Genomic DNA, 12459 nt, shown 5'->3' with positions numbered 1-12459 from the left:
TGTCGACGGACACGAGAAACTGCCCGGAGACGGCCATGAAGCTGCCCGCCGGCGGTCATGAGTTCTGCCCGCTGACGGTCATGGGATCTGCCCGACACGACGTCGTCTGCCTCACCGTCCTGCGCGGTTGAGGCCCCCTTCCTCGGGTGCGATGAGCGGTGCTTGAAGTCGCTACTGCTCGCGAGGAAGAGGTTGAGTTGAAGTCTGCGGAGGAGATCATGGAAATCTTGAATGCCTACGACCTGACCGGGTCGTTGCGTGATGCCGGGGAGCTGGCCGGTTGCTCCCATCACACGGTCAAGCACTACGTCGAGCGGCGTGCTGCCGGCGGGGTGCTGGAGCAGGCGGCCGCCCGGCCGCAACTGGTCGATGAGTACCTGCCCAAGGTCGAGGAGTGGGTCGAGCGGTCCAAGGGCAAGGTCCGCGCCGACGTGGCCCACGAGAAGCTGCTCGCGCTGGGCTACACCGGCTCGGAGCGCACCACCCGTCGGGCGGTCGCGTCCGTGAAGCAGGCGTACCGGGCGGGTCGGGTCCGGGTCCACCGGCCCTGGGTCACCGAGCCGGGGATGTGGCTGCAGTACGACTACGGCGACGGGCCCGTCATCGACGGCGCCCGGACGGTGCTGTTCGTGGCGTGGCTGGCCTGGTCCAGGTTCCGGGTGGTGCTGCCGTTGCGGGACAAGACGATGCCGAGCGTGTTCGCCGCACTCGACGTGGCCTTCCGGCGGCTGGGTGGGGTGCCGACCTACGTGCTGACCGACAACGAGAAGACCGTCACGGTTGAGCACATCGCCGGGATCGCGGTCCGCAACCGGCAGCTGGTGGCGTTCGCCGAGCACTACTCGGTCACCGTCCACACCTGCGTCCCGGCGGACCCGGCGTCCAAGGGTGGCAGCGAGTCGAGCGTGAAGATCAGCAAGGCCGATCTGGTGCCGAAGGAAACCAACCTGCTCAAGGCGTACGGCTCGTTCGCCGAGCTCGAGGCAGCGTGTGAGGCGTTCTGCGAGAAGGTCAACACCCGGGCGCACCGGGCCACGGAACGGGCGCCGGTCGAGATGCTGGCCGAGGAACGTACCCGGTTGCACCCGGTCGCGGCCAGCCCCCACACGGTCGCGTTCGGGGTCACCCGGCAGGTGCCGGTCAACACACCGATGATCACCTTCGAGTCCGGCCAGTACTCCGTGCCGCACCGGCTGCTCGGTGCGACGGTGTGGGTGCGAACCCACGGCGTCGGGGAAGGTGAGCAGGTTGTGATCGTCCACGTCGGCCAGGACGGGCCCGTCGAGGTCGCCCGCCACGCTCGGGCCACACCCGGGACGCCGAGGATCACCGACGCCCACTTCCCGCCCCAGCCCGAAGGGCCGCTGGAGCGCAAGCCTCGTGCGAAGAACCCGGCCGAAGCGGAGTTCCTCGACCTGGGCGAAGGCGCCAGGTTGTGGCTGATCGAGGCCGCCGCGGCAGGCACCCCGCGGATGCGGGTCAAGATGACCCAGGCCCTGGCCCTGGCTAGGCTGTTCGACCCCGTGCAGGTCGACTGGGCACTCGGGCATGCCGCCGTGCACGGCCGGTTCGCCGAAGCCGACCTGTCCTCGATCCTCGACCACCACGCCCGCCAGCCCGGCACCGGTGAACACCGGGCCAGCGAAGACCGGTCACTGACCCAGGGCACCAGCGCCTGGGCACGACTCGGCCAGGCGGCCACGTCGAGCGACAGCGGCGAGGCGATCGCGTGAAAACCGAGTCAGCGCCGCCGCTGCCCGCGGACCTGGAGGACCTGCTACGTCGGCTGCGGCTACCGCACATCCGCCGCCACGCCCCCGAGATCGTGGCGACCGCGAAGGCCCAACGGTGGGAACCAGCCGAGGTCCTCAAGGCCCTGTTCGCCGAGGAGGTCACCGGCCGGGAACGTTCCGCGCTGGCCACCAGGAGGGCGGCGGCAGGGTTCCCGACCGGGAAGACGTTCGATGCGTGGCAGCCCGAGGCGTCCTCGATCCCGGCACCGACCCAGCAGGCACTACGCACCTTGGAATGGGTCCACCGGCGAGAGAACCTGGTCGTGTGCGGACCATCGGGGACCGGCAAAACGTTCCTGCTCGAAGCCCTCGGGCAGCAGGCCGTCGAGCACCGGCTCAAGGTCGCCTGGTTCACCCTAGAAGACCTCGGCGTGCTGCTGCGCAGGCACCGTGCCGACGACACCGTCACCAAGGCCATCGCCCGGGTTCTACGAGCCGACCTCGTCGTCGTCGACGACATCGGACTCCTCCCGGTCGCCGCCGACGCCGCCGAAGGCCTCTACCGGCTCATCGACGCCGCCTACGAGAAACGCTCGGTCGCGATCAGCTCGAACCTGCACCCCTCCGGGTTCGACGAACTCATGCCCAAGACCCTGGCCACCGCCACCGTCCACCCGGCTCCTGCACCACGCACACATCTGCCAGACCAGCGGCGACAGCGTACGACTCACCCAGGCACTAGCCGGCCAAGGGGTGAGCCCCTTGACCTAAGCACCCTGGTCGGTGGTGGCCCCAGCCCCCACGGGCAGATCCCATGGCCACCACCGGGCAGTTCTCATGACCGTCAGCGGGCAGGTCTCATGACCGCCACTGGGCAGTTCCTACTGGCCCTTGACACAGATGCCGCTGGAGCCTCGACGGGTGGTGGGGCCGCGTGGGCGGCCGGCAGCGCTACGAGGCCGGCCGTGGCGCGGTGGCGACGAGTGCGGCGAAACGATTGGTGCGCATGCTGATGCCACTGCCTGTGATGTCGGTCGAGAGCCTGGCCGGCTCTCGCACTCCGACCCTGACACGAAGCGCGCCCCGCCGCCAGGGGAGCTCGCGCGGCGGCCTGGCATCCTGGTCCGCCAGGAGAGACGACACTGCCGTCGCGGCTGCAGCGACGTAGCGTCTTTATCCTACCGACTCAATAGGAGACTACCGTATGACCGAGAACCCCGACTGGGCCTTCGAGACCCGTCAGATCCACGCCGGCCAGCAGCCCGACCCGACGACGGGGGCGCGGGCACTGCCGATCTACCAGACCACCTCCTACGTTTTCAAGGACTCCGAGCACGCGGCGAATCTGTTCGCACTCAAGGAGTTCGGCAACATTTACACCCGGATCATGAACCCGACCCAGGACGCCGTCGAGCAGCGGCTGGCCTCGCTCGAGGGCGGCGTCGGCGCACTCCTGGTCAGCTCCGGCCAGTCGGCGACGACGCTCGGCCTGCTCAATATCGCCGAGACCGGCGATCACATCGTGGCCAGCGCGGCACTCTACGGCGGCACCTTCAACCTGCTGCGCTACACCTTCGCCAAGTTCGGGATCGACGTGACCTTCGTCGAGGACACGGCCGACCCCGGCGCCTGGCGTTCGGCGATCCGGGAGAACACCAAGGTTCTCTTCGGGGAGAGCATCGCCAACCCGCGCGCCGATGTCCTCGACATCGAAGCCGTCGCCACGGTCGCGCATGAGCACGGCGTCCCGCTGGTCGTGGACAACACGATCGCCACGCCGTATGTCATCCGGCCGTTGGAGTGGGGCGCCGACGTCGTCCTGCACTCGGCCACCAAATACCTCGGCGGCCACGGCACGTCGATCGCGGGCGTCATCGTCGACGGCGGCAGCTTCGACTTCGCTGCCGACCCGGCGAAGTTCCCCAACTTCAACCAGCCCGATGAGAGCTACCACGGGCTGCGCTTCGGCCCCGACCTCGGCGTCAGCTCGGCCTTCGGCGCGAATCTGTCCTACATCCTCAAGGCCCGCGTCCAACTCCTGCGCGACATCGGTGCGGCGATTTCACCCTTCAACGCCTTCCTGCTCTCACAGGGCGTCGAGACGCTCAGCCTGCGGATGGACCGGCACCTGGCCAATGCTCGCGAGGTCGTGGCCTTCCTCAGCGCCCACGATCAGGTCGAGTCGGTGCGCTGGGCCTCGGCCGAGGGCGACGACAGCAAGGGGCGCGCCGACAAGTACGCACCCAAGGGCGCCGGCGCGGTGATCGGCTTTGAGATTGTTGGCGGCAAGTCGGCCGGTCAGCGCTTCGTCGAGGCGCTGACCTTGCATAGCCATGTCGCCAATATCGGCGACGTCCGTTCGCTGGCGATCCACCCGGCCACGACCACGCACAGCCAAGGCGGCGACGAGGACCGGCTGGCCGCGGGCGTCACCCCAGGTCTGGTGCGACTGGCCGTCGGCCTGGAGCACATTGACGACATCCTGGCCGACCTCCGTCACGGCTTCGCCGCCGCCGGCTGACCCCCCCACACCCCGTCGAGAGTCCATCTCAGGCTCGTCGAGAGTGCACTCTCGACGAGCCCGTGATGCACTCTCGACGGCGCAGGATCGGCATACTCGGACGTATTGTGGCGGGCGTGCCCGAGGACCAGCCCGCACCCGCGCGTCGTGTGATCCCGGAGCTGCACTATCCACCGCAGCTGCCTGTCGTCGAGCAACTGGACGAGATCGCGGCGGCCATCCGTGAGCACCAGGTCGTCGTCATCGCCGGCGAGACCGGGTCGGGCAAGACCACCCAGATCCCCAAGATCTGCCTGCAACTCGGCCTGGGCCAAGCCGGCCAGATCGGCCTGACCCAGCCCCGCCGCATCGCCGCGCGCTCGGTCGCCGAGCGGATCAGCGAAGAACTCGGCGTGCCCCTCGGCGGGCTGGTCGGCTATCAGGTGCGGTTCACCGACACCTCCAGCGCCGACACGGCGATCAAGGTGATGACCGACGGCATCCTTCTGAATGAACTGCAGAGGGACCGCGACCTGCGCCGCTACGACGCGATCATCATCGACGAGGCGCACGAGCGCAGCCTCAATATCGACTTCCTGCTCGGCTACCTGGGGCGTCTGCTTCCGCGGCGGCCGGACCTGAAGGTCGTCATCACCTCGGCAACCATCGACCCACAGCGTTTCGCCGACCACTTCGCGATCGGGGGCCGTCCGGCGCCCGTCATCGAAGTCTCCGGCCGCACCTATCCGGTCGAACTGCGCTACCGGCCGCTCGGCGGTGACGACGGCGACGGCGATCAGATCACCGGCATCTGCGAGGCCATCGAGGAGTTGTGGACCGAGGCCCGCAACTACGAGGCGGGAGATCACGACGTTCTCGTCTTCCTCTCCGGTGAACGCGAAATCCGCGATGCCGCAGACGCCTTGGCCGGTATGAAGCTCCCCGCCACCGAGATCGTCCCCCTGTATTCCCGCCTCTCGGCGAGCGAGCAGCATCGCGTCTTCGCCCGCCACCCGGGCCGGCGCATCGTGCTCGCGACCAATATCGCCGAGACCTCACTGACCGTGCCCGGGATCCGGTATGTCGTCGACACCGGCACCGCGCGCATCTCGCGCTACTCCCAACGCCTCAAGGTGCAGCGCCTGCCGATCGAGGCGATCTCCCAGGCCAGCGCCAAGCAGCGCGCCGGCCGATGCGGCCGCTTGGCCGACGGCATCTGCATCCGCCTCTACAGCGAGGAGGACCACGACGCCCGCCCTGAGTTCACCGAACCGGAGATCCTGCGCACCTCGCTCGCCGCGGTAATCCTGCAGATGACCGCGCTGCGGCTCGGCGAGGTCGCCCGCTTCCCCTTCGTCGACCCGCCGGACGCTCGCAACGTCGCGGACGGAGTGCGGCTACTGCGTGAGCTGGGGGCTCTCGCAGAACCGAATATCGCTGGTGGGCAATCGGGTGCGGCCTCCTCCGGGCGGGCACCCGGCACCGGTCGAAGCCGGGGGCGAGGCCGGATGCCGAGCGAGGGCGAGCGATTGACGCCGGTCGGGCGGAAGCTGGCCCGGTTGCCCGTGGATCCCCGATTCGGGCGGATGCTCATCGCCGCGGAACGGCTCGGCTGCACCCGTGAACTGCTGGTGATCGTGGCCGCTCTCTCGATCCAGGATCCCCGCGAACGGCCCGCCGACAAGCAGACCCAAGCCGACCAGCACCACGCCCGCTTCAAGGTCGAGGGCAGCGACTTCGGCGGCTATCTCGCCCTCTGGCGCTATCTCAAGGATCAGCAAAAGGCACTGTCGGGCAGTGCCTTTCGTCGGATGTGCCAGCGGGAGTTCCTGCACTACCTCCGCGTGCGCGAATGGCAGGACCTGCACCAGCAGCTGCGCTCTGCTCTCAAGAGTCAGGGGATCGATCCCGACTTGGCAACGGCGGCCCGCGACGCCGATCCCGACCTGGCGCGCATCCATCAGGCCATCGTCACGGGCCTGCTCTCGCACGTCGGGTTGCGCGACGAGGCCACCCGCGACTACCTCGGCGCCCGAGGGGCGCGGTTCGCGCTCTCCCCGGGCTCGGTGCTCTTCCGCAAGCAACCGGCATACGTCATGGCGGCGGAACTGGTGGAGACCACGCGCCTGTGGGCGCGGGTCAACGCCACCATCGACCCGCTGTGGGCCGAGGAGGCCGGCGGTCACCTCGTCGTGCGCAACTACTCGCAGCCGCGTTGGTCGCGCCGCCAGGCGAGCGTCGTCGCCACCGAGCGCGTCACCCTCTACGGGGTGCCGCTCGTGGTGGACCGGACCGTGCAGTTCGGCCGGATCGACCCGGAGTTGTCACGAGATCTGTTCATCAAAAACGCTCTCGTGGAAGGAGATTGGGACGCGCCGCATGCGTTCATGCGCGTCAATCGCCAGGTGCGGGAGCGGATCGAGGCGCTGGAGGACATGGCGCGCCGCCGTGATCTGGTCGCCGACGACGCGTCCGTGGCGGCCTTCTTCGATGCTCGCATTCCGCCGGGGATCGTCTCCGGAGCACACTTTGACCGGTGGTGGCGCGGCGAGCGCAAGCACCACCCCGACCTGCTCACCCTCACCGAGGAGGTCTTGCGCCGAGACGCCGGCGAGGCGGTTAGCTCGCGCGACTATCCCGGCACGTGGGCCGCGGGCGACCTGCGCCTTGACCTCGCCTACCAGTTCGACCCCGGCTCCCCGGACGACGGGGTCAGCGTGCGTATCCCCATCGGCGTGCTCAACCGCGTTGACGGCGCCGGTTTCGACTGGTCGGTGCCCGGCCTGCGCGAGGATCTGGTGGCCGCGTTGATCCGTTCGCTACCCAAGGCGACGCGGACGAACTTCGTCCCGGCACCCAACCACGCGGCATACGTCCTGCGCGAGTTGCCCGACCCGGACGGGCGGCCAATAACCGAAGCGATCGCGGCAATCCTGAAGTCGCACACCGGAATTGCCGTCGATCCGGAGGATTGGGACTGGGCCAAGGTGCCCGCGCACCTGCGCATGACGTTCAAGGTCGTCGGACCGAAGGGGGAGGTGCTGGGTTCCGGCAAGGATCTCGACGCCCTGCGGGAGCGCTTCGCCGGGGCGGTGCAGCGACGGATGTCACGCGCCGGAGCGGCGATCGAGCGGACCGGCCTGACCACATTCCCTGACGACGACATCCCGGAGACCTTCACCACGCGCGCCGACGGCCACGACATCGTCGGTTATCCGGCCCTCGTCGACGAGGGCACGAGCGTCGCCCTGCGCGTCCTGCCCGATCGCGAGTCGGCACTCGCCGCTCACCGGGTCGGCCTGCGCCGCCTGCTCCTGCTCGGAACTAACCCGCCGTGGAAGCGCGTGCTCGCGGGGCTCAGCAATGCCGACAAGCTGGCGCTTCAATTCGCCCCGCACGGGTCGGTGCCGGGGCTCCTCGACGACGCGCTCGCGGCTGCCGTCGACGCGATCGTCGAGGATCACGTGATCGGACCCGTGCGGGACGCGACGGCCTACGGGCAGGCGCTGGCGGCGGTGCGCACGCACGCGGCCGCGCGGGTCCTGGCCATCGCCACCGGTCTGGTTCCGGTCCTCGAGCGCTCCCACGCGCTGCGTGGCCGGCTCGCGGCGATTGACGATCCGCGCCTCGTGGGCACGGTGGCGGACATCTGCGCCCAACTCGACGGGTTGGTCGGACCGGGGTTCGTCGCACGGGTCGGCGTGGGGCACCTGCCGCATCTGCCGCGCTACCTGCGCGCCGTCGACGAGCGGCTGACCAAGGCACTGGCCGATCCGGCTCGGGACCGGCGCTTGCTCGACCAACTCGACCCGGTCGAGGCCGCCTATGCCGACCTGCTCGGTGAGCTGTCGCCTGCCGTCCGTGGCTCGGCGCCGGTTGTCGCGGCCGCCTGGCAGATCGAGGAGCTGCGGGTGGGCCTGTTCGCCCAGGGCTTGGGGACTACGCATCCGGTCAGCGTCAAGCGGGTGCTGAAGGCCATCGCCGACCTGCGCTGAAGGGGACCGGCCCGGAATCATGCTGGCGACCCGGGCGTTGCGAAGAGGAGAATCAGACACCCCTGACGTGGAAGGTCCCCGTGCAAAACCCACACGAGCTCTACCGCTTCGAAGCCGACGCCGACCCGGCTGGCCTCGAACCCGGAGTGCTGTTGCTCGGCCTCGGCGGCTTCATCGATGCCGGCAATATCAACGGCCTGCTGATTACCCATCTGCTGGCCCAGTCCCAGGCGCAGGTCGTGGCCTCCTTTGATGTCGATCAGGTGCTCGACTACCGCGGCCGCCGGCCGCTGATGGTCTTCGAGGAGACACAGTGGGTGGCGTATGACGACCCCAGCCTGCTGCTCTACCGCCTCACCGATCGCGACGGTCAGGTCTACTACCTGCTGACCGGCCCTGAGCCGGACTACCAGTGGGAGCGGATGGTCGAGGCAATCCGAGCATTGATGGCCCATATCGGCGTGACGCTCGTGGTCAGCGCGCACGGCATCCCGATGGCCGTGCCGCATACCCGTCCGGTCGGGCTGACGGCCCACGCCACTGACCAGCGATTGATCGGCGAGCGCAACCCGGTCTTCGGGCGAGTGCAGGTCCCCGCGAGTTTTGCCGCGCTCCTGGAATACCGCCTCGGTGAGCAGGGGGCGCCGGCCTTGGGCTTCGCCGTGCATACGCCGCACTATCTGGCGCAGGCGGACTTCCATGACGGCGCGCTGACCGCCCTCAACGCGATCGTCGACGCCACCGGGCTCAACCTGCCCAATGACGCCCTCGTCGCCGCTGCGGCCGCCGGCCGCGCGCAGATCGATGCCGAAGTCGCCGGTAATGGCGAGATCGGTGAAGCCGTCTCGGCGCTCGAGCGTCAGTACGACACCTTCCTCGAAGGCCAGGACAAGCCGAATCTTCTTGCCCCGCAAGCAACTCCGCTGCCATCGGCCGACGAGCTGGCGGCCGATGTCGAGCAATTCCTGCGCTCGGTCTCCGACGACGATCCCCGCGCCTGACGTCATCCGCTGGCACAGCTTTCCCGCCCGATGCCGGAACACCCTCGCTCGCATGGGAGGACTTCCCTTGCGGACAAGGGGTTTGTGGCATCGGGCGAGAAAGCTTGGACTACTTCGCCTCGGACCAGCGGCGGATGATGCGGGTGTCGGTGACGAAGCGGACGGGGGCAGCGCCGCTCCACCGGCGGGCGGCGTCGGTCAGCGCCTGACCAACGCGAGCCGCGCACTCCTCGGCCGCGGCCTCGGGCGTATGCACGAGCAACTCGTCATGCAGGCACAGCACCACCTCCGCGCCGAGATCGGCAGTGGTCACCCGCACGGTCGCCGCCCAGGCCTTGAAGAGCTCCGCCGCGGCGCCCTGGATCAGGGCATTGCGGGCATACCGGCCACGAGAGCCGGCGTCGTGCGGGCCCGCCGTGCGGATCAAGCGCCCGCCGAACGTGCGCAGGTCCGCGCCCGCCACCCCGGACTCGTAGGCCCGGTCGAGGAACGCCATGGCGATGGGGTAGGCCCGCTGCAGACCGGCGAGGGCCTCGCCAGCGGCCCCTGAGCGCTGGCCGTACATGGCCGCCAGCACTGCGACCTTGGCCCGCGACCGGTCGATGCCAAGCCGGGCGGCCACCGGGGCGTACAGGTCGTCGGACTGCGTCGCCGCGGCAAGCGCGTGGTCCTGCGCGACGCAGGCCAGCACCCGCGGCTCGATCTGCCCGAGGTCGGCCCGGACGAAGACCCATCCTGGAGCGGCGGCCACCCCGGGACGGAGCGCCGTAGGCAGATTGTGCAGGCCGTTCTGCGCCGTCATCCGGCCGGCGGCACCATCGCACGCCGTCCAGGCCCCGCGCAGCCGGTCGTCGGCACCCACGTGCCGCTCCAGCCAGCCGAAGCCGTAGGTCGTCGCGATCCGCTCGTCGGCGCGCCACGCCAGCAATGCGCCCACCAGGGGGTGGGCCTCGCGATAGGGCTCCAGCACCCACTTGCGCGTCGACGGCACGTCGAGCCCGATCGCGAGCAACAACTCCTTCACGGCGGCCGGATTGCGCAGATCGACCCCCTCGTGACCAGGGGCATGCCGCAGCACCTCGGCGTCGCGCGAAGCGCGGATTTCCTGCGCCTCCCGCTCGTCGCGCGGCCGCCGTCCCGCCGATGCGGCGATCAGTTCCTCCACGGCCGGCCGATCGATGGGCAATCCGTCGCGTTCCAACTCCAGGCACAGGACGGCCGCACTGGACTCCGATACGGCCGCCGACACCGCTCGTGACCCCAGACGCTCGAGTGCGGTGCGGGTGCGGACGCCACACTCATAGGCCGCTCCAGCCCACCGGATCAGCCGCTCGGGCGTGCTCTGCCAACGCCCGGCCACGGCGTCCGGCCGCAGATAGCCTCCCGCGGTCACCAACTCCTCCTCCGCCGTCGGCCCGACGAGGACGGCGAAGAGATCGTCCGGGGTATCGGGCGGGATGCCCTCGCGGGGCAGATCGTGCCGGGCGGCCCACACCTCGTCCGGACCGGCTGCCCACCCCCCGAAGAGCAGCCGGTGGCCCTCGGCCAGGTCGAGGACCCGCGGGGGAGGGGCGTGGGCAGCGACCAAACCGTGGAGGTCGCGACGTGCCGACCACACCACCACCCGCTCCTGCTCGCCCCGAAGCAGGTTGCCCGCATCGGCCAGGCGGCCGGCGCGGCCCGAGTGCCCGTCATGCACCGCGAGCAGCCCGCGACCGTTCGCCACGAGGGCGGTCAGGCGCGGTGTGCCGGTCATGGAACGAACGATAGGACCAGGCACCGACAGGCCGCGTCGGGCCAGATGTGGAGAGGTAGGAGCCCTAACGGCATACGGTCGTGACAAGATCGGCGTCGATCGATTTCGACGAGAGGTGACCATGGGACTCTTCGGCTCCGACAAGGCCGCGGCCTCGACCAAGCGCGCGAGCTCGGCTCTGGAGCAGGCCCGCGCGGGACGCGACGACGGCGGTTACGCCGGCACGGCGACGCGATTCATGGAGCGGCTGCTCGACACGGGAATCGATGGCAAGGGCACCTTCGACTCGGCCGACGAGATCGCAGCCGCGGCCCTGACGAAGGCCCGCAACCCGGACGCAGCGATCGACCACATCGTCAAGGACCACACCCTGCTGGCGGCCGGCGGTGGCTTCCTGACGAGCATGGGCGGATTCATCACCTTGCCGGTCTCATTGCCCGTCAACCTCATCGAGTTCTACCTCCTTGCGACGCGCATGGTCGCGAGCATCGCGAAGGTGCGCGGCTACGACATCACGCAGCCCGAAATTCGATCAGCGATCCTGCTGACCCTGGTCGGCGCCGACGCCGACGACCTGCTGAAGAAGGCCGGCGTCGTTGCCACCGGCCGGCTCTCCAACCTCGCGGCCCAGCGGCTGCCCGGGCCGATCCTCATGGTGGTCAACAAGGGTGTCGCCTTCCGCCTGCTCTCGACGGTCGGGAAGAACACCCTCTCCCGCTTCGGCAAGGGCGTGCCGGTCGTCGGCGGCTTCGTCGGTGCGGGCCTGGACACCTACTTGATTCGCCGCATCGCCGACGCGGCCCGCCGGGAGTTCCCGCTGGTCGGCGACCGCTGAAGCCGTCACCGCGGCGGGAATCGCTCGCGGGTCACGCTCGTTGAAACAGATGGTCCGATCGCATCCGCGCGGTCGCTCACAACAAGGATGTCTTGGTGGCTGCTCGTTCTCGCCTCCTGCTCGCCCGCTCGTTCGCCGCGGCCCTGCGCTCGGCCACCCGTCCGGGTGCTCCCTCGATGGGGGAGCGGTTCAGCGCCCTGCCGCGCCTGCTGCGCGCGGTTCGCTCCGGCCAGTACGGCGGGATGACGACCGGCCGGCTGGCGATGATGGCCGCTGCTGCCGCCTACATCGTCTCGCCGGTGGACCTGATGCCCGAGGGCTTCCTCGCCGTGTTCGGCCTGGCCGACGATGCGATGGTGCTCAGCTGGCTGGCCGCCACCGTGCTCACCGAGACCGAGTCCTTCCTGGCGTGGGAGAAGCAGGCCACCCACGTCCCCGGGGCTGTCGCTTTCGCGCCTGCGAGCTACGGTCCGCGCTGAGCGTGATCCACAGGCCGACGGCCAAATAGGCACGATCCACAGGAAAAATAGACGCTCTGGTGTCGCTCGGCCGCGCGCGGCAGCGTTGCTGCCATGAGCATCCGACTTCGCACGCCAGACGACATCCTCGCCACCATCCCCTACCAGCTGGGGTTTGTGC

The 12459-nt window shown here is 69.5% G+C and carries 8 protein-coding genes; 7 read left to right on the top strand and 1 reads right to left on the bottom strand.

Features of this window, described 5'->3' with window-relative positions:
- Positions 1–197 precede the first annotated feature (197 nt).
- From istA to PKH97_RS07515, 5 genes are all read left to right on the top strand, one after another.
- Entirely contained in the window at positions 198–1733 is a 1536-nt protein-coding gene (gene istA / locus PKH97_RS07535) for an IS21 family transposase (protein WP_324386791.1), read from the top strand.
- The gene (locus tag PKH97_RS07530; RefSeq protein WP_324386790.1) at positions 1730–2746 is read left to right on the top strand and encodes an ATP-binding protein; all 1017 of its coding nucleotides are present in this window, start codon (positions 1730–1732) and stop codon (positions 2744–2746) included. Before istA ends, PKH97_RS07530 begins: the two co-directional genes overlap by 4 nt.
- A 191-nt stretch (positions 2747–2937) precedes the next feature.
- Positions 2938–4254, top strand: coding sequence for a bifunctional o-acetylhomoserine/o-acetylserine sulfhydrylase (locus PKH97_RS07525; protein WP_324386789.1), 1317 nt, complete (start codon positions 2938–2940; stop codon positions 4252–4254).
- A 116-nt stretch (positions 4255–4370) separates the two neighbouring features.
- Positions 4371–8228 carry an ATP-dependent RNA helicase HrpA gene (gene hrpA / locus PKH97_RS07520; protein ID WP_324386788.1) on the top strand — a complete coding sequence of 1286 codons (3858 nt, stop codon included), beginning with the start codon at positions 4371–4373 and terminating at the stop codon, positions 8226–8228.
- Between the two features lie 80 nt (positions 8229–8308).
- Positions 8309–9229, top strand: a complete 921-nt coding sequence (locus PKH97_RS07515) for a PAC2 family protein (RefSeq protein ID WP_324386787.1) — start codon at positions 8309–8311, stop codon at positions 9227–9229.
- A 109-nt stretch (positions 9230–9338) separates the two neighbouring features.
- Here the strand turns inward: PKH97_RS07515 and PKH97_RS07510 are convergent, their stop codons facing one another.
- Entirely contained in the window at positions 9339–10985 is a 1647-nt protein-coding gene (locus tag PKH97_RS07510; RefSeq protein WP_324386786.1) for a DNA polymerase, read from the bottom strand.
- Positions 10986–11106: 121 nt separating this feature from the next.
- Here PKH97_RS07510 and PKH97_RS07505 point away from each other — a divergent pair, with 121 nt between their 5' ends.
- Positions 11107–11820 carry an EcsC family protein gene (locus PKH97_RS07505; protein ID WP_324386792.1) on the top strand — a complete coding sequence of 238 codons (714 nt, stop codon included), beginning with the start codon at positions 11107–11109 and terminating at the stop codon, positions 11818–11820.
- A gap of 95 nt (positions 11821–11915) precedes the next feature.
- Complete coding sequence (locus PKH97_RS07500) at positions 11916–12299, top strand: YkvA family protein (protein WP_324386785.1); 384 nt, start codon at positions 11916–11918, stop codon at positions 12297–12299.
- Positions 12300–12459 lie beyond the last annotated feature (160 nt).

This window comes from Nostocoides sp. (assembly GCF_035343835.1).
In the GTDB taxonomy this organism is placed as follows: Bacteria; Actinomycetota; Actinomycetes; order Actinomycetales; family Dermatophilaceae; genus Nostocoides_A; species Nostocoides_A vanveenii.
Note: the sequence above shows the minus strand (reverse complement) of the source record. Positions and strands in the feature narration are given on the sequence as shown.